The 18,548-nt window shown below is 61.7% G+C and carries 15 protein-coding genes; 12 read left to right on the top strand and 3 right to left on the bottom strand.

The annotated features are described in order from the left end of the window. The first annotated feature begins 55 nt into the window (after nt 1-55). The 8 genes from ACP7B3_RS21475 to ACP7B3_RS21440 all read left to right on the top strand — a co-directional run bounded on the left by ACP7B3_RS21475 (nt 56) and on the right by ACP7B3_RS21440 (nt 10,508). Nucleotides 56-442: a CidA/LrgA family protein gene (locus tag ACP7B3_RS21475; protein WP_426180672.1), complete on the top strand. Its 387-nt coding sequence runs from the start codon at nt 56-58 to the stop codon at nt 440-442. Further along, nucleotides 432-1,118 carry an LrgB family protein gene (locus ACP7B3_RS21470; RefSeq protein WP_145164299.1) on the top strand — a complete coding sequence of 229 codons (687 nt, stop codon included), beginning with the start codon at nt 432-434 and terminating at the stop codon, nt 1,116-1,118. The genes ACP7B3_RS21475 and ACP7B3_RS21470 overlap by 11 nt, the downstream gene beginning before the upstream one ends. A gap of 150 nt (nt 1,119-1,268) precedes the next feature. Beyond that, nucleotides 1,269-2,051: a class II aldolase/adducin family protein gene (locus tag ACP7B3_RS21465; RefSeq protein ID WP_416365067.1), complete on the top strand. Its 783-nt coding sequence runs from the start codon at nt 1,269-1,271 to the stop codon at nt 2,049-2,051. Beyond that, nucleotides 2,051-2,953, top strand: coding sequence for an alpha/beta fold hydrolase (locus tag ACP7B3_RS21460; RefSeq protein ID WP_145164295.1), 903 nt, complete (start codon nt 2,051-2,053; stop codon nt 2,951-2,953). The genes ACP7B3_RS21465 and ACP7B3_RS21460 overlap by 1 nt, the downstream gene beginning before the upstream one ends. 289 nt (nt 2,954-3,242) lie before the next feature. Further along, on the top strand, nt 3,243-4,154 hold the full coding sequence (locus ACP7B3_RS21455; protein ID WP_145164293.1) for an SDR family oxidoreductase: 912 nt from the start codon (nt 3,243-3,245) through the stop codon (nt 4,152-4,154). A gap of 483 nt (nt 4,155-4,637) precedes the next feature. After that, entirely contained in the window at nt 4,638-6,428 is a 1,791-nt protein-coding gene (locus tag ACP7B3_RS21450; RefSeq protein ID WP_426180668.1) for a DUF1302 domain-containing protein, read from the top strand. A 26-nt stretch (nt 6,429-6,454) separates the two neighbouring features. Further along, nucleotides 6,455-7,813, top strand: a complete 1,359-nt coding sequence (locus ACP7B3_RS21445) for a DUF1329 domain-containing protein (protein WP_262209957.1) — start codon at nt 6,455-6,457, stop codon at nt 7,811-7,813. 199 nt (nt 7,814-8,012) lie between these two features. Further along, the gene (locus ACP7B3_RS21440) at nt 8,013-10,508 is read left to right on the top strand and encodes a LuxR C-terminal-related transcriptional regulator (protein WP_426180666.1); all 2,496 of its coding nucleotides are present in this window, start codon (nt 8,013-8,015) and stop codon (nt 10,506-10,508) included. Between the two features lie 721 nt (nt 10,509-11,229). Here ACP7B3_RS21440 and ACP7B3_RS21435 read toward each other — a convergent pair. Then, complete coding sequence (locus ACP7B3_RS21435) at nt 11,230-12,105, bottom strand: helix-turn-helix domain-containing protein (protein ID WP_145164282.1); 876 nt, start codon at nt 12,103-12,105, stop codon at nt 11,230-11,232. A gap of 137 nt (nt 12,106-12,242) precedes the next feature. Between ACP7B3_RS21435 and ACP7B3_RS21430 the strand changes: the two genes are divergently transcribed. After that, nucleotides 12,243-13,154 (top strand): DMT family transporter, encoded by a 912-nt coding sequence (locus ACP7B3_RS21430; protein WP_426180664.1) that lies wholly within the window; start codon nt 12,243-12,245, stop codon nt 13,152-13,154. 40 nt (nt 13,155-13,194) lie between these two features. Here ACP7B3_RS21430 and norR read toward each other — a convergent pair whose 3' ends face one another. Then, nucleotides 13,195-14,742 (bottom strand): nitric oxide reductase transcriptional regulator NorR, encoded by a 1,548-nt coding sequence (norR, locus tag ACP7B3_RS21425; protein ID WP_426180662.1) that lies wholly within the window; start codon nt 14,740-14,742, stop codon nt 13,195-13,197. A 147-nt stretch (nt 14,743-14,889) separates the two neighbouring features. On the opposite strand from norR, the gene hmpA reads away from it, so the two are divergent. Together hmpA and ACP7B3_RS21415 are read left to right on the top strand one after the other, a co-directional pair. After that, nucleotides 14,890-16,071: an NO-inducible flavohemoprotein gene (gene hmpA / locus ACP7B3_RS21420; protein ID WP_426180660.1), complete on the top strand. Its 1,182-nt coding sequence runs from the start codon at nt 14,890-14,892 to the stop codon at nt 16,069-16,071. A gap of 234 nt (nt 16,072-16,305) precedes the next feature. Beyond that, entirely contained in the window at nt 16,306-16,812 is a 507-nt protein-coding gene (locus ACP7B3_RS21415) for a disulfide bond formation protein B (protein ID WP_369302162.1), read from the top strand. A 474-nt stretch (nt 16,813-17,286) separates the two neighbouring features. Here the strand turns inward: ACP7B3_RS21415 and ACP7B3_RS21410 are convergent, their stop codons facing one another. Further along, a complete protein-coding gene (locus tag ACP7B3_RS21410; RefSeq protein ID WP_145164271.1) occupies nt 17,287-17,577 on the bottom strand; it encodes a hypothetical protein in 291 nt (96 codons plus the stop codon). A gap of 27 nt (nt 17,578-17,604) precedes the next feature. On the opposite strand from ACP7B3_RS21410, the gene cyoA reads away from it, so the two are divergent. After that, nucleotides 17,605-18,546, top strand: coding sequence for a ubiquinol oxidase subunit II (gene cyoA, locus ACP7B3_RS21405; RefSeq protein ID WP_119736759.1), 942 nt, complete (start codon nt 17,605-17,607; stop codon nt 18,544-18,546). Nucleotides 18,547-18,548 lie beyond the last annotated feature (2 nt).

Raw genomic sequence — 18,548 nt, 5'->3', positions numbered from 1 at the left:
GCTGTGGGGATGAGAGGGCCGTCTTTAAACTGAGCGCCTGCGAGGATCAACGCTTATGAACCGTTTCAGCTCCAAACATATCGCCCGCCTGCTGATTGAGCTGGTGGTGCTGCTGGCTATCTATTTTCTGGGCACCCAGATTGCCGTGTGGTTGGCGTGGCCGATTCCGGGTGGCGTGGTGGGCTTGGGCCTGTTGCTGGCGACGTTCGCCACCGGTCTGGTCAAGCCGGCCGCCCTGCAACTGGGCGCCGGGGTGTTGATGGCAGAGATGCTGCTGTTTTTTATCCCCGCGCTGATGAGCCTGCTTGATTACGGCGGCCTGGTGCGCAACGACGGCTGGCGCATCTTGCTGGTGATCGGTTTCAGCACACTGTCGGTGATGCTGGTGACGGCGTTTACCGTAGAGATGGTCTGCCGCTGGAGCATGCGCCGTGAAGCTTGAGCTGATGCCAGTGTTCTGGCTCGCCCTGACCCTGGGCGCCTATATTTTCAGCCGCTGGATCTATCGCCGCACCGGGCGCTACGTGCTGTCACCCCTGATTCTCGTGCCGGCGCTGCTGCTGGCGGTGGCCGCGCCGATGCACACCGCCTACGCCGAATATGCCGCCGACACCCACTGGCTGATGCTGGTGCTGGGCCCGGTCACCGTGGCGTTTGCGGTGCCGATCTGGCAACAACGCCGCTTGCTGGCGCGTCATTGGTCGGCGTTGCTGCTGGGCATGGTCGCCGGCAGCGCGGCCTCCATCGGCACCTCGTTCGGGCTGGCCAAGGCGCTGGCATTGAACAGCTCGGTGACGATGTCGCTGTTGCCGCGCTCGATCACCACGCCGTTTGCCATGCCGGTTTCCTCTGACCTGGGCGGTGTGCCGGAACTCACCGCTGTGTTTGTGATGTTCACCGGCGTGTTCGGCGCCATGCTCGGCGGCGTGCTGCTCAAATGGTTGCCGTTGCGCACGCCCCTGGCGCGTGGCGCGTTGTTTGGTGTGGGCGCCCATGGCGCCGGCGTCAGCCGGGCGCGGGAAGTGGGCGGTGAAGAAGGCTCGGTCGCGGGCCTGGTGATGGTGTTGACGGGCTTGCTCAACCTGTTCGCCGTGCCTTTATTGGCGGCGCTTCTCTGACGCGGCGCCCACTGACTTCAACTATTCTTGTTACTGACTCGTTCGGTCATCAAGCTGGCTGCGAAGGCGACTACTTGCGCGATGGCGTCTGACTAGACTGGCCCTCCACCCAAAAAAACAATAAGAAAATGCGCCAAGGAGGTCGTTGCCGTGAGCCTAGCCCCCGTTCTATCGCCACAGAATGTCAAAGACCAGGTCAGCGCTGCCGAATGGCAAGCCCGTATCGACCTGGCCGCCTGTTATCGCCTGGTCGCGCTGCATGGCTGGGATGACCTGATCTTCACGCATATTTCGGCCAAGGTGCCGGGCACCGATGATTTCCTGATCAACCCTTACGGGCTGATGTTTCACGAGATCACGGCGTCGAGCCTGGTCAAGGTCGACCAGGCCGGCAACAAGCTGATGGACAGCCCCTACGAGATCAACCCCGCGGGCTATACCATCCACAGCGCCATCCATGAAGTGCGCCACGATGTGGCATGCGTGATACACACCCACACGCCCGCCGGTGTTGCCGTTTCGGCGCAGAAGCAGGGCGTGTTGCCGATCAGCCAGCAATCGTTGTTCGTGCTCTCAAGCCTGGCCTATCACGCCTACGAAGGCGTGGCGCTGAACCATGAGGAAAAGGCGCGCTTGCAGGCGGACCTGGGCCAAAGCAATTTTCTGATGCTGCACAACCACGGCTTGCTGACCTGCGGCGGTACCATCGCCGATACGTTCCTGATGATGTTTACCTTCCAGCGCGCCTGCGATATCCAGGTGCTGGCGCAAAACGGCGCGGCTGAGTTGATTGCCATTGAGCCGCAGATTCTTGCCGGGGCCAAGGCCATGGTGGCAGCGGTCACCAAGAGCGCCCAGGGCATGGGCGGCGCGCTGGCCTGGCCGGCGCTGCTGCGTAAATTGGACCTGCAAGATCCCGGGTATAAAAGCTGATGCCACTCGCCGAAATCCCGCTCAGAGCCTGGCGCAAACGCGCCCAGGAATTCGTCTTCCGTGGTCGCACGATCCGTTACTGGGTGGCCGGGCAGGGCGAGCCCCTGCTGTTGATTCACGGCTTCCCCACGGCCAGTTGGGACTGGCACTACCTGTGGCAGCCGCTGGCCCAGCGCAACCTGGTGATTGCCTGCGACATGCTGGGGTTCGGCGACTCGGACAAGCCGGTGGATCACGACTATTGCCTGTTGGAACAGGCCGACCTGCAGCAGGCGCTGCTCGACCACCTGCGCGTAGAGCAACCGGTGCATGTGTTGGCCCATGACTACGGCGACAGCGTCGCCCAGGAGTTACTCGCCCGTCATTACGAAGGCCGTTTTCAGATGGCCAGTTGCGTATTCCTCAACGGCGGGCTGTTCCCGGAAACCCATCGCCCGGCGCTGGTGCAAAAACTGCTGCTCAGCCCGCTTGGCTGGATGATCGGCCGAGCCTTCGGGCGCAATGCCTTGTCGAACAGCTTCAGCCAGATTTTTGGCCCGAATACGCGGCCCAGTGAAAGCGCGCTGGATGATTTCTGGAGCCTGATCAAGTGCAATGACGGCACGCGCATCCTGCACAAACTGATTGCCTACATTCCCCAGCGCCGCCGCTTGCGGGAGCGCTGGGTGGACGCGTTGCAGCGCGGCGAGGTGCCGTTGCGCGTCATCGACGGCGAAGTCGACCCGATCTCCGGTGTGCATATGGTGGAGCGTTATCACCAGTTGGTGCCGCACGCCGACACGGTGTTGCTGGCCAATATCGGCCACTACCCGCAGATAGAAGCGCCGGTGCTGGTGCTCAAGCATTACCTGGCGTTTCGCGAGCGCCTCGGCCAGCCCGCGCCACGAGTGGCCTATTCCTGAGCCACCTGTTGTGGCGAGCGGGCTTGCCCCGCGTTGGGGCGCGAAGCGGCCCTAAAACCTGCCACCGCGATACGCCAGACACTCTGCAGTAACCTTATCGGGGCGGCTTCGCCACCCAACGCGGGGCAAGCCCGCTCGCCACTGAGAAGGCGATGCCCTGCGAAAGCCTGGGCCGCACAATCATCCCGCTGCCTTATCGAGCACCATTCAGCCTCGGCCGACTTTATTGTGACCAGAGGCTGTGTGCCTGACACTCATGCCATTCCCATTGTCGCCAGCGGAGTTCGGTATGAGTGAGTCAGTGCAGTTCCAGGATAAGGTCGTGATCGTCACCGGTGCCGGCGGCGGGTTGGGCCGGGCGCATGCGCTGCTGTTCGCCCGACACGGGGCCAAGGTGCTGGTCAACGACCTTGGCGGTTCCACCCAGGGCGAGGGCGCCAACGCCTCGGCTGCCGATCGCGTGGTCGCCGAGATCCGCGAAGCAGGCGGCATTGCCGAAGCCAACCATGATTCCGTCACCGACGGTGACAAAATCGTGCAGCACGCGCTCGATGCATTCGGCCGCATCGATGTGGTGGTGAACAACGCCGGCATCCTGCGCGACAAGACGTTCCACAAAATGGACGACGGCGACTGGGACCTGGTGTATCGGGTGCATGTCGAGGGTGCCTACAAAGTGACCCGTGCCGCCTGGCCGCATTTACGTGAGCAAGGCTATGGTCGGGTGATTTTCACCGCGTCCACTTCGGGCATCTATGGCAACTTCGGCCAATCCAACTACGGCATGGCCAAGCTGGGCTTGTACGGTTTGACCCGCACGCTGGCGCTGGAAGGGCGCAAGAACAATATCCTGGTCAACGCCATCGCCCCCACCGGCGGCACGCGCATGACCGAAGGCCTGATCCCGCCGCAAGTGTTCGACCGCCTCAAGCCGGAGCTGGTCAGCCCGTTGGTGGTGTACCTGGGCAGCGAAGCGTGCCAGGAAACCTCGGGCCTGTTTGAAGTGGGCGGCGGCTGGATCGGCAAGACCCGCTGGGAGCGCAGCCTGGGCGTGGGGTTTGACCCCGAAGCCGGGTTCTCACCCGATGATGTGGCCGCGCATTGGGCGCAGATCTGCGACTTCGAAGGCGCCGCCCACCCCAAGGACAACATCGAGGCATTGAAGGAGATGATGGCCAACTTGCAGAAGTTCAGCCTCTGATCGTTGCTGGAACACTATCCAATACTGCGGGGCGCTGATGGCGCCCCGTTTTCATTCAGGCATAAAAAAGGCCGCTGCAAAGGCAGCGGCCGAAGTAAGACGTTGGATCAAGGAGCGACAAATCAACGTCAGTGAACACGGGTAACAGATTGAATAAATTAGCCAATCCGTCGAAATTCAGCTGTTCTCCCCAGGTTGGGAGCGGGCCGTTTGCCCTGAGAGCGAGGTAAGAATAGTCGGTTGTAACAAATTGAGTAATAGCGGTTCGAGACAAGGACTGTTACCAAATTGGCAACAGTCGCTGCGCATGCCATCCATTCCCCTGATAGCGCGCTATCTACCCCAGTCATGGCCCGGTCAAAACCCCGGCCAGAGCGGCTGCTAATCCTTTCGAGCGACACTGCGAATACCCCTTTGGTGCGCTTATCGCTCCTCGCGGGCGGCAGTAGGGTGGGGCCTTCTGTCACTCACCGGGGAAGACGCATGACAAAAACAACAATGCGCGCCATCTTCACGCCACAGGCGCTCGCCGCGGCGGTTGCACTGGGCTGCTGCGCCCAGGCACAGGCTGTTTCGTTCAACATTGGCGAGATCGAAGGGCAATTCGATTCTTCGCTGTCGGTCGGCGCCAGTTGGGGCATGCGCGATGCCGACAAAAAGCTGGTGGGCATTCCCAATGGCGGCACGGGGCAGGCATCCACAGGGGATGACGGGCGGCTCAACTTCAAGAAGGGCGAAACCTTCTCCAAGATCTTCAAAGGCATTCACGACCTGGAGCTCAAGTACGGCGACAGCGGCGTGTTTGTGCGCGGCAAGTACTGGTACGACTTCGAACTGCAGGACGAAGACCGCGAGTTCAAGCAGATCAGCAATAACCATCGCGACGAAGGCGCGCGGTCGTCCGGCTATGAGCTGCTGGATGCCTTCGTCTATCACAACTATTCGATTGGCGACCTGACCGGCAACGTGCGCGTCGGCAAGCAAGTCGTCAGCTGGGGCGAAAGTACATTCATCGGTAACTCGATCAACAGCATCAACCCGATCGACGTGTCGGCCTTTCGTCGCCCCGGCGCCGAAATCAAGGAAGGCCTGATCCCGGTGAACATGCTGTTCGCGTCCCAGAGCCTCACCAATCAGCTGTCGGTGGAAGGTTTCTACCAGTTGAACTGGGAAAACACCGTGGTGGACAACTGCGGCACTTTCTTTGGCAACGACGTGGTTGCTCACGGCTGCAACAACAACTACACCGTCGGCAGCCCGGCAATTGCGCCGCTGCAACCGGTGGCCGCCGCGTTCGGCCAGGGCTTTCAAGTCACCCGCGAAGGCGTGGTGGTGCAGCGTGCCAAAGACCGCGAAGCCCGTGATGGCGGGCAGTTCGGTGCGGCCTTGCGCTGGCTCGGCGATGACACCGAGTACGGCCTGTACTTCATGAATTACCACAGCCGCACGCCCACCGTGGGCACCATTACCGCCAACACCAACCTGGCCACCATCGGGCGTATCGCGGCCACCGCCAACGCCATTGCGCCCGGCAGCGGCTCGGGCCTGGCCCAGAGCACCATGCTCGGTCGCGGCCAGTACTACCTCGACTACCCGGAAGACATTCGCCTGTACGGCGCCAGTTTCTCCACCACCTTGCCCACTGGCACAGCGTGGACCGGCGAGATCAGCTACCGCCCGAATGCGCCGGTGCAGCTCAACACCACTGACTTGACGCTGGCGCTGGTCAACCCGATTGCCGGCCAGACCGCCTCGCCGATTCGCAGCTCGTTCGGCTCGGATAACTCAGGCTACCGCCGCAAGGAAATTACCCAGATCCAAAGCACCATGACTCAGTTCTTCGATCAGGTGCTGGGCGCCGAACGACTGACGTTGGTGGGCGAGGCGGCCTATGTGCACGTCGGCGGTCTGGAGGCCAAAACCAAACTGCGCTACGGCCGCGACTCGGTGTATGGCGCCTATGGTTTCGGCGGCGATACCGACGGCTTCGTCACCGCCAATTCCTGGGGTTATCGCGCCCGCGCAATCCTGGATTACAACAACGTGTTTGCCGGGGTGAACCTCAAGCCCAACCTGTCCTGGTCCCATGACGTCAGCGGCTATGGGCCGAACGGGATTTTCAACGAAGGCGCCAAAGCGATCAGCGTCGGTGTGGACGCGGATTACCGCAACACCTACACCGCGAGCCTGAGCTACACCGACTTTTTCGGCGGTGACTACAACACCCTCACCGACCGCGACTTTATCGCCCTCAGCTTCGGCGTGAACTTCTGATCTGGTTTAAGGAAGGACAAGAACCTATGCGTAAGATATTTGCAGTGATGGCCCTGAGTGTGCTGGCCGCCCACGTCATGGCGGCGGTGTCGCCCGAAGAAGCCGCCAAGCTTGGCACCACTCTGACGCCGGTCGGCGCGGAAAAAGCCGGCAACGCCGACGGCTCGATTCCGGCCTGGACCGGCGGTATCCCCAAAAATGCCGGCGCGGTGGACAGCAAGGGGTTCCTGGCCGACCCGTTTGCCAATGAAAAACCGCTGTTCGTGATCACCGCCGCCACGGTCGACAAGTACAAAGACAAGCTCTCCGACGGCCAGGTGGCGATGTTCAAGCGCTACCCCGAAACCTACAAGATCCCGGTGTACCCGACCCACCGCACGGTCAACCTGCCACCGGAGATCTACGAGTCGATCAAGCGCAGCGCATTGAACGTGCACGCGATCAACGACGGCAATGGCCTGGAGAACTTCACCGGCAACCGCTATTACGCGTTCCCGATTCCGAAGAATGGCGTGGAGGTGTTGTGGAACCACATCACCCGTTACCACGGCGGCAACCTCAAGCGCATCATCACCCAGGCCACCCCGCAAACGAACGGCAGCTACACGCCGATCCGTTTCGAGGAAGAAGTGGCGGTGCCGCAAGCCATCCCGGACATCGATCAGGCCAAGGCGGCCAACGTGCTGAGCTTCTTCAAGCAATCGGTGACCGCCCCGGCACGTCTGGCGGGCAACGTATTGCTGGTGCACGAGACGCTTGATCAGGTGAAAGAGCCACGCCTGGCCTGGATCTACAACGCCGGCCAGCGCCGTGTGCGCCGCGCGCCGCAAGTCTCCTATGACGGCCCGGGCACCGCCTCCGACGGCCTGCGCACCACCGATAACTTCGACATGTTCTCTGGCGCGCCGGATCGCTATGACTGGAAGCTGGTCGGCAAAAAAGAGGTGTACATCCCCTACAACAGCTACAAGCTCGATTCGCCGACCCTCAAGTACGACGACATCATCAAGGCCGGGCACATCAACCAGGACCTGACCCGTTATGAGCTGCACCGCGTGTGGGAAGTGATCGGCACCGTCAAGCCGAGCGAGCGGCACATCTACGCCAAACGCCACATGTACATCGACGAAGACAGCTGGCAGGTCGCGCTGGTTGATCACTACGACGGCCGTGGCCAACTGTGGCGGGTAGCCGAGGGCCACGCGCAGTTCTACTACGACCACCAGGTGCCGGCCTACACCGTGGAAACGCTGTACGACATCATCGCCGGGCGCTACATCGCGCTGGGGATGAAAAACGAGGAGAAGAGCAGTTTCGTGTTCGGCTTTGCGGCCAAGGCGGCCGATTACACCCCGGCAGCGTTGAGGTCTGAGGGCGTGCGCTGATCTTCAATTGCAATGCGATCACCCTGTGGGAGCCGGCAAGCCAGCTCCCACATTGACCGGGTTCCACTTTATGGTGGAGTGGAATCCCGGGTTTTGTGCATGGCTACCAATCACCCCGCTGAATACTTCTTCAACAACCGCCGACCACAGGACTAGGGTAGGCGCCAGGTTGCATAACAATAAAAAGCAGGATGCAGCAATGACCGCCATGACACGCTGCCTGGACCGTCCTGGATTCATGCCACGGCTGTCCGCTCATCATCTGTTGCGCCCGCGCCTGGCCGGGCCTTTGCTGGCGGCGCCGGTCAGGGTGAAGCTGCTCTGCGCGCCGGGTGGCAGTGGCAAGAGCGCGTTGCTCGCCGAGTGTGCGTTGCAGGCGCCGGCGGAGTGTCAGGTGTATTGGCTGGCGCTCAATGGCGCCGTGCTCAGCCCCGATGATTTTTGCGCGCGGTTGGCGCTACACCTCGGTTTGTCGTTTGTCGACGAAGCCACCTTGTTGCTCGACCTCAGCCGCTGGCACAGCCCGGCGTGGATATTTCTCGACGATTTCTGCCGCCTGCCGGCCCCCGAACTGGACGCCTTGCTCGACCGTTTGCTGAGCGCCGCCAGCCCGGCGCTGACTTGGTGGCTGGGCGCCCGGCGGCGCCCGCTGTGCAACTGGCCGCGTCTGCTGCTCGACGATGAGTTGCTGGAATGCAGTGAGTTGATGTTCAACCCGGCGGAAATCCAGCAACTGCTCGGGCCCACGCACACCGTCGACAGCGTGATGCAGTTCAGCGGCGGCTGGTGCGCCGGCGTGCGCATCGCCTTGCTCGGTGACGGGCACCCGGACAAAACCTTGCTCGACTACCTGCAACACGAACTCTTCGGCACCTTGCCCGCCGAGCTGGCGGAGGCCTGGCGCGTGTTGGCGCATATGCCGCGCTTCAACCCGGGCCTGTGTGAGCACTTGTTCGGCTTTGGTGACGGCGATCACTACCTGCGCGACCTGCAAGCGCTGGGCGCATTTATCCAGCCGTGGGAGGACACCACCGATTGGCTGCAAATTTTTGCGCCACTGGCGCAACTGATCCGCGATGAGCCCTGGCCGGCCAAGCGCTCCTGGCACCGTCGCGCCTGCCAATGGTTCACCGCGCAGCAGGACTGGCAGGCCGCCTTTGAACAGGCGCTGCTGGCCGAAGCCTACGAAGTGGCGGTAAGCCTGTTGCAGCACTTCAGTTTTGAAGACTTGTTCCGTCAGCACAACGCGGTGCTGCTGTTGCGTCTGCATGAGCAGCATGGCGATGAATTGATGCTTGGCTCGGCGCAACTGGTGGGGCTGGTCACGGCGGCGTTGCTGTTTGCCGGACGCTTCGACCAGGCAGCCTTGTGTATCGATCAATTGGCGCGGTTCGCCCCGCAACCGACGGCGGCGCAACAGCGTTATCTGTTGGCCCGCTGGCAGGCGCAATGGGGCTGGCTGTTGCACTTGAGCGGCGATGCCCAGCGCTCCCGCGAGCATTTTCTCGAAGCGCTGCAAGCCTTGCCCGACAGCGCCTGGACCTCGCGCCTGATGTGCCTTTCGGGCCTGACCCAGCAAGCCCTGCTGCGCGGTGAACTGGACGTGGGCCAGGCCTTGAACCGCGAAGCCCTGTGCCTGGCGCGTGCACAGGGTTCGTTGGTGCTGGAGGCCTTGCTGGAGCTGGATCACGCGCAACTGCTGGAACAACGCGGCGCGCCCTATCGGGCACAAAGCCTGTTGGAGCAGGTGCAGGCGATGCTGATGGGGCAGCGGCTCAAGGCCGGCCCGCTGGTGGGGCGGATTGCTTTGCGGCGCGGGCATCTTGCGTTGCGTCAAGGGCAGGATGCGCTGGCCACCGAGTGCTTTGAGGCCGGGTTGGAAATGTGCCTGCACAGCCAGGACAAACGCGTGCTGTACGGGTTTCTCGGCCTGGCGCTGCTGGCAGCGAACCGAGGCGATTACGCCCAGGCGTTCATCCAGCTGCGTGAAGCCGAGCGCTTGATGCAGCAACGCCAGGTACCGGACACGGTGTATCGCGCGGTGCTGCTGTTGGTCAGCGGGCATTTCTGGTTGCAGCAGGGCCGCGCCGAATTGACGCTGGAAGCGGTGCGCCGGGTGCTGCGCCACTTTCGCGGGCCCGGTGCCAAGCAGGCGCCGCCGGCCACGCTGGAACTGATCCCGCGCCTGGAGTACTTGCTGGTGCTGGCCGAAGTGAAGCTGGGCTGTGCCGAGCAGCCGATTGCACGGCTCAATGATTTGCTCGACACCACTCGGCAGCGCGGCATGCTGTGCCTGGAGACCGAGTTGCAACTGGTGCTGGGCGAGGTGGCCTGGCAGCTCGGCGATCCGCTGTTGGCTCGTCGGGCCCTGGAGGCAGGGCTGGCGCTGGCCGGGCGCTGCCAGGTGCAGCAGGCGATTCGCGAACTGCGGTTGCGCTCGCCAGGGCTATTGAGTGAATTGGGCCTGGAGGCGCAGGCGGCGCCCAGCGGCGTGGCGGAAAACCCTCTGAGCCAGCGCGAGCTGCAAGTGCTGCAATTGATCGCACTGGGCAACTCCAACCTGGAAATCGCCGACCGGCTGTTTATCTCGTTGCACACCGTCAAGACTCACGCGCGGCGCATCCACAGCAAGCTCGGCGTGGAGCGGCGCACCCAGGCGGTGGCGAAAGCCAAGACATTGGGGTTGATGGCGTAGGCAGCGGGATCTACATAGCGTTGGAATGGCGTCTCACGTTTTCGTGGCAAGCCCGCTCGCCACGGGGGCGGGGCGGCTGGAGGGTTTGTGTTTAGGCGTGGAGGGCTTGGCGGTATTCGCTGGGTGTGGCGTCTCATGTTTTTGTGGTGAGCGGGCTTGTCCCGCGTTGGGCTGCGCAGCGGCCCTGTAAGGGCATTGAGATTTTTCTGGTGGAGCGTGGTGGCTGTTTTAGGGCTGCTGCGCAGCCCAACGCGGGGCAAGCCCGCTCGCCACGGGAGTGGGGCGGCTGGAGGTTTGTGTTTAGGAGTGGAAGGCTTGGCGGTATTCGCTGGGTGTGGCGCCTCATGTTTTTGTGGCGAGCGGGCTTGTCCCGCGTTGGGCTGCGCAGCGGCCCTGTAAGGACATTGAGATTTTCCTGGTGGAGGGCGGTGGCTGTTTTAGGGCTGCTGCGCAGCCCAACGCGGGGCAAGCCCGCTCGCCACGGGAGTGGGTGTGCTGGAGGGGTTGTGTTTAGGCGTGGAGGGCTTGGCGGTATTGGCTGGGTGTGGCGTCTCATGTTTTTGTGGCGAGCGGGCTTGTCCCGCGTTGGGCTGCGCAGCAGCCCTGTAAGGGCATTGAGATTTTCCTGGTGGAGCGTGGCGGCTGTTTTTAGGGCTGCTGCGCAGCCCAACGCGGGGCAAGCCCGCTCGCCACGGGGGCGGGGTGGCTGGTGGGGTTGTGTTTAGGCGTGGAAGGCTTGGCGGTATTCGCTGGGTGTGGCGTCCATGGCTTGGCGAAAGCGATGGGTGAAGTGGCTGGCGCTGGAGAAGCCGCACATCCAGGCAATGTCGCTCAGGGGTAGCGTCCCGGCGCGCAGCAGGCTTTGCGCGCGGGCCAAGCGTCGCGCCAACAGGTATTGATGGGGCGGCAGGCCGAAGCTTTGGCGGAACATCCGCGCGAAATGGTATTCGGACAGCGCGCACATCCCGGCCAATTGCCCCAGGCTGATCGGGTCTTCGAGGTGATGGTCGATGTAGTCCACCAACAGCCGGCGCTGATGCGCGGCCAATCCGCCTTTCAAACGCAGACCGTCGCGCGCGCCAACCTGGCTGAGCAAGGTGTGGCTGAGCATTTCATGGGCCAGGCTGCTGGTCAGCAGGCGCTCGGCGGGCTCGTGCCAGTTGAGGGCGATCAACTGGTGAAAGCGCCGGGCCTGGCTGGCGTCTTCCAGAAAGGTGCTTTCGCGCAATTGCAATTCGCGCGGTTCGCGGTCCAGCAGGGTGACGCAGCCGAGGGCAAATTGCTCCGGGCTGAAGTACACATGGGCCAGGCGAATTTCACCATTGATCACCCAGGCTGACTGATGCTCGGCCGGCAGGATGCAGAGTTTGTCGGGGCCACCTTTGGTGCCGGGCTGATCACGGCGAAAAGTGCCGGTGCCGCCGCCGATGTAGCAGGACAAGGTGTGGTGGGTGGGCGCCTGGTAGTCCTGAGCATCGTGATGGTTGCTCCACAACGCCGCAGACAAGCCGTCACCGAGCTCGGCGCAGGCTTCGAGGCGTGCGTTGGGCGAGCGGTTAAGGGCTTGAAAGACTTGCAGGGATTCCAGCTCTGGCATGGTTGTTCTCTCCGACGCCTTGCATCCTACTCCGCAGCGCGGGCGCTGTGATCCTGCTGCCCGACAAAAGCGCAAGAATGTGCAAGAGCGCGAGCCGGTCTGCGGGCAACACTGTGGCTCAATCGACGGAGCCCGCTATGAACCTTTTCCTGTACTTACTTACCGTGCTGATCTGGGGCACTACCTGGATCGCCCTCAAGTGGCAATTGGGCGTCGTGGCGATTCCCGTGTCGATTGTCTATCGCTTTGGCCTGGCCGCGCTGGTGCTGTTTGCGCTGTTGCTGCTAAGCCGCAAGTTGCAGGTGATGAACCGGCGCGGGCACCTGATTTGCCTCGCTCAGGGCGTTTGCCTGTTTTGCGTCAACTTCATGTGCTTTCTGACGGCCAGCCAATGGATTCCCAGCGGCCTGGTGGCGGTGGTGTTTTCCACGGCCACGCTGTGGAATGCCCTCAATGCGCGGGTGTTTTTCGGTCAGCGAGTGGCGCGCAACGTGTTGATGGGCGGCGTGCTTGGATTGATCGGCCTGGGTTTTCTGTTCTGGCCGGAGCTGGTCGGGCACACCGCCAGCCCGCAGACGTTGCTGGGCTTGGGCTTGGCGCTGTTGGGGACGATGTGTTTTTCGGCCGGCAACCTGCTGTCGAGCCTGCAGCAGAAGGCCGGGCTTAAGCCGTTGACCACCAATGCCTGGGGCATGGCCTACGGTTCGGTGATGCTGGCGACCTATTGCGCAGTGCGCGGGATACCGTTCGAGATGGATTGGAGTGCGCGTTATGTCGGCGCGCTGTGGTACCTGGTGATTCCGGGATCGGTGATTGGTTTTACCGCCTACCTCACGCTGGTGGGCCGTATGGGCCCGGAGCGCGCGGCGTATTGCACGGTGCTGTTTCCGGTGGTGGCGCTGAATGTGTCGGCGTTTGCCGAGGGGTATCAGTGGACGGCGCCGGCGTTGATGGGGCTGGTGCTGGTGATGCTGGGGAATGTGTTGGTGTTTCGTAAGGTTAAACCGAGCCAGCCTGTGAACCCGATGCTCAAGGCAAAGCAAATCTGATGTGAGAGGGTTGTTCCTACATTCAGCCTGGGTGATCGTTCTATTTGAGACCCAGACGTTTGGCCATTCGGCCGAGGTTGGCGCGGTCGAGGCCCAGTTCGCGGGCGGCGCTGGCCCAGTTGTGCTGGTGGCGCTCCAGGCAGGCGCTGATGACTTGGCGCTGGTAGTGCTCGGTGGCCTGGCGCAGGTCGCCGGTGACAACAGGGGCCACATCGGCCGGTGCTTCGATTGCCGGCGGCGCGCTGACGTCGGGCAGGTCCAGGTCTTGGGCACTCAGGCTCAGGATCTTCGGACGTTCGCGACAGTTTCCCAGGGCTTTTAGCGCGCTGCGTCCGATCAAATGTTCCAGCTCCCGCACATTGCCCGGCCAGTTATAAGCCAGCAGCGCCGCCTGCGCGTCGCTGGTCAGGCGCAGGCTGCCCAGGCCCATGCGTGAACGGTTCTGCTCAAGGAAAAAACCCGCCAGCAATAACACGTCACGGCCGCGTTCAGGCAGCGCCGGTACTTGCAGCGGGTACACGCTCAGGCGGTGATAAAAGTCGGCACGGTAGCGGCCGTTGCGCACCTCTTCGGCCAGGTCGCGGTTGGTGGCGGCGATCAGGCGCACGTCCACTTGATGCTCCTTGTCCGAGCCCAGGCGCTGCAGTTGGCCGCTTTGCAGCACGCGCAACAGCTTGGCCTGCACGGTCAGCGACAACTCGCCCACTTCATCCAGAAACAGCGTGCCGCCATTGGCCAATTCGAATTTGCCGCGGCGCTCGTTCAGCGCTCCCGTAAAGGCGCCGCGCACATGGCCGAACAGCTCGCTTTCCACCAGGGTTTCCGGGAGTGCGGCGCAGTTGAGGCTGATCAGGGGTTTGTCTGCACGCGGCGACGCGGCGTGGAGGGCCTGGGCGACCAGTTCCTTGCCGACGCCGGTTTCGCCGGTAATCAACACGGTCAGGTCGCTGCCGCCCACCAGCTTGATTTCCTCGACCAGGTGCTTGTGGGCCTTGCTCTGGCCAATCATTTCCTTGTGCTGCTGGCCGCTGGCCTGGCGGTAGATCTCGGCGCGCTGGTGCTCATCGTCGGCGCGCAAGGCCAAGCGCTCGATACGTTCGGCGACGTTGACGGTGGCCGCTGCCAGGCTGGCGAAGGCTTGCAGGGCGTCGAGCTCGACACGTTCGAAGCGCTCGGTATCCAGCGCATCAAGGGTCAGCAGGCCCCAGGGTTTGTCGTCGATAAACAGCGGGCAACCCATGCAGTCGTGCACTTGCAGGTGGCCGTGCAGGCCATCGACCAAACCATCGTAGGGGTCCGGCAATTCGCTGTCGGCGTCAAAGCGGGTAGGGCCGGGGCTGCTCAGCAGCACCGCAAAGCGTGGGTGCTCGCTGACCTTGAAGCGTCGGCCGAGGGTGTCGGTGCTCAAACCGTCCACCGCCAACGGCACCAGCCATTCACCGTCCAGGCGCAACAGCGCGGCGGCATCGCACGGCAGCAGCGCGCGCATGGCCTGCAACAGGCGTCGGTAGCGCTCGCCTTCAGGCAGGTCGCGCGACAAGTCGGCAACCAGAGGCAGCAGGGTAGTGAGCAGCGATTGTGCAGTCATAATGACTCCTTGTAGTCCTTATGACTATAAAGCGTAGGAAGTTATATTGACTACACGATATTTAACTCATTGAAAAATAACGGTTTATAAGTTGGCACGAATACTGACTACCTAAGGGTAATCAGTAAAAAGACCCAGGAGTCTGCCATGCTTAGTGCCCAAGACCGTGCCATCGTCAAATCCACCGTGCCCCTGCTGGAAAGCGGCGGCGAAGCGCTGATCACGCACTTCTACCGCATGATGCTCAGCGAGTACCCGGACGTCCGCCCGCTGTTCAACCAGGCCAATCAGGCCAACGGCGACCAGCCCCGCGCCTTGGCCAATGGCGTGCTGATGTACGCGCGGCATATCGACCAGTTGGACCAACTGGGCGATCTGGTCGCGAAAATCATCAACAAGCATGTGGCCCTGCAGATCCTGCCGGAGCACTACCCGATTGTGGGGACGTGCCTGCTGCGGGCCATTTCCGAGGTGCTGGGCAGCGAGATTGCCACGCCCGAGGTGCTGAGCGCCTGGGGCGCCGCCTATGGCCAACTGGCCGATATCCTGATTGGCGCCGAAGCCGCCATCTACGACGAAAAGGCCCAGGCCCCGGGCGGCTGGCGCGGTGCGCGGCCGTTCCAGTTGGTCAAGCGCGTGGAGGAGAGCAACGAGATCATTTCGTTCTATTTTGCCCCGGTGGATAACGGCCCGATCCTGGCGGCCGCGCCGGGCCAGTACATCGGCATGAAGCTGATGATCGATGGCGAAGAAGTGCGCCGCAATTATTCCTTGTCGGCCCTGAGCGATGCGGGTTTGTACCGTATCAGCGTCAAGCGCGAGGCCGGTGGGCGGGTCTCCAACTACCTGCATGACCAGATGCACGTCGGCGCGACCCTCGACCTGTTCCCGCCATCGGGCGAATTCACCCTGGTCGCCAGCGACAAACCGTTGGTGCTGATCAGCGGCGGGGTGGGCATCACACCGACGCTGCCGATGCTCGAAGCAGCCCTGGCCACCGAGCGCCCGGTGCACTTTATCCACTGCGCGCGTAACGGCGGCGTGCATGCATTCCGTGACTGGGTGGACGCCCTGGCGGCCAGGCACCCGCAACTCAAGCGCTTCTATTGCTACGCAGAAGACGATGGCGTGAGCCCGGCGGCCGACAAGGTCGGGATGCTGAGCCAGGCGCAACTGGCGGCGTGGTTGCCCGAGCAGCGTGACCTCGACGCCTACTTCCTCGGCCCTAAAGGCTTCATGGCAGCGATCAAGCGCCACCTCAAAGCCCTCGGTGTGCCGGACAAACAGGCACGCTACGAATTCTTCGGCCCGGCAGCGGCCCTGGAATAAGGTTTCCAGGCACAGCACTGTTCAACCTGTGGGAGCGGGCTTGCTCGCGAAGGCGCAGTGTCAGTCGACTTATAAAGTGGCTGATCCACCGCCTTCGCGAGCAAGCCCGCTCCCACAATTGGTTTTGCATTCCTCCCGATTAATCCGCCGTTAACCCCTCTCTGTTTTAACCGTCCCCTGTGTGTAAACTTGCGGCCATCAGGCACAACCATAATCAGGCAAAGGGAAACGGGGATGAGTGACGAATTGCGTTTAGGCAGGGAGCGGCGCTTTCTGGTGTTGCTGGGCATCATCTGCCTGGCGCTGATTGGCGGTGCGTTGTACATGCAGGTGGTACTGGGCGAGGCGCCATGCCCGCTGTGCATCCTGCAGCGCTACGCCTTGCTGTTGATCGCGGTGTTTGCGTTCCTCGGTGCCGCCATGCGCCGCAAAGGCGCGGTCACCTTTTTTGAAGGGTTGGTGGTACTCAGCGCCTTGGGCGGCGTGGCTGCGGCCGGCCATCATGTGTACACGCAGTTTTTCCCTGCGGTCAGCTGTGGCATCGATGTCCTGCAGCCGATTGTCGATGACTTGCCGCTGGCCAAAGTCTTTCCCCTGGGCTTCCAGGTTGATGGCTTTTGCAGCACGCCATACCCGCCGATCCTTGGCCTGTCCCTGGCACAGTGGGCGCTGGTAGCGTTTGTGCTGACGGTGATCCTGGTTCCGCTGGGCATCTATCGCAATCGCCAACGCATGGCCTGACCCGGCCCACTGAAACGCCCTGTTCTTGCTTAATCGAAGGACGGGGCGTTTTTGTATGTAGGGTTTTGTGAAAGGGACGTGACGAAGGGCAACTTGAGGTGCGCACAGCGTGCGACATGTTGTCACACGGACGCTGTCGCAGGACGTTTCTGACGCGCCGCACCGGCCCATAAATTTGCATAAAACGGCCAAGATGTGCTGTCAGTTCGTCGATTGAGCGGTGCCGCGAACGTCGCACGGTTCGCATCATTCGGTGATGTCCGAATGCCTTGTTTTATGGGGACTTGGATACGTTTTGCATGCCCTTACAAGGTGTAAGGGAAGGGCGCCCTCACGCAATAACACGGCAATTTTTGTGGTTTTTGTTGAGAATCGAACACGATAAGATCCCGAACCTTTGCAAGATTGGTGAAGGATTGTTGCTGGAATCGATAAAAATTATTTCTTTATAAGACATGGTTTATACATCGCTAGCTAACTACAATCGCCCGCACTGAATGTCCGGTGCTGTTCAATATTTGAGCATTGGAGCGGTCGAGGGGCAGATGGATGGCTCTGTGCGACCCCAGGTTCCGGCAGCCTTTCAACTATCCGCACCAAATGGAATTGGTCTGTAACAAGGCCTTTAGCCACGAAATCGAATAAGAACTCACCGCAGGTCCGTGAAACGTCCATGTATGGCGTGCCGGGCAGGCTCTTATTCAATCGAAGAGAAATGCCAACCCTTGGCAGGGTGAAGTGTTGGCGATCAAAACCCAACTGCATTGCGCAAGCTGCTTTAGAGGTCGTGAGATGAGTAAAAACAGGTACCCCCGATTACTAGGCTTTTTGCCGCTGCTTGGCATGTTGTTAATGCTGGGAGGCTGCAAGTGGACCTTGCTCGACCCAAAAGGACAGGTCGGTCTGGATGAACGAAACCTGATCATCACCGCCACCCTGCTGATGCTGCTGGTCGTGGTCCCCGTGATCATCATGACCTTCGCCTTCGCCTGGAAATACCGCGCGTCGAACACCAGCGCTACCTACGCGCCTAAGTGGTCGCACTCCACCAAGATCGAAATCGCAGTGTGGCTGGTGCCGATCCTCATCATCATTGCCCTGGGTTATGTGACCTACAAGTCCACCCACGCACTGGACCCGTACCGTCCGCTGGAATCCGACGTCAAGCCGATCAACATCGAAGTTGTCGCGCTGGACTGGAAGTGGCTGTTCATCTACCCGGACCTGGGTATCGCCACTGTTAACGAAATCCAGTTCCCGGAGCACACTCCGCTGAACTTCAAGATCACCTCCGACGCTGTGATGAACTCGTTCTTCATCCCTGCTCTGGGCGGCCAGATCTACGCGATGGCAGGCATGCAGACCAAGCTGCACCTGATCGCCAACCAGAAAGCTGAAATGGAAGGCATCTCCGCCAACTATAGCGGCGCTGGCTTCACCGGCATGAAATTCAAAGCGATCTCGACGAGCCAGGAAGATTTCGACGCCTGGGTAGCCAAAGTCAAGGCCGCACCTAAACAGCTTGATCAAGCTGAATACGATGCTCTTGCCAAACCAAGCCAGAACAACCCAGCCACTCTGTACTCCGCGTACACGCCGGACCTGTTTCAGAAAATCGTCGACAAGTACGAAGGTATGAAACCAGGCAAGCCGGTCAAGCACGAGAAGAAAGAAGTGGCCGCGGTTGAAGGTTCTGACACGGGCTCGCATTCAACTGCTGGGGCAGAGGAGTAAAC

This window comes from Pseudomonas sp. TWRC1-2, from assembly GCF_049896685.1.
GTDB lineage: Bacteria > Pseudomonadota > Gammaproteobacteria > Pseudomonadales > Pseudomonadaceae > Aquipseudomonas.
Note: the sequence above shows the minus strand (reverse complement) of the source record. Positions and strands in the feature narration are given on the sequence as shown.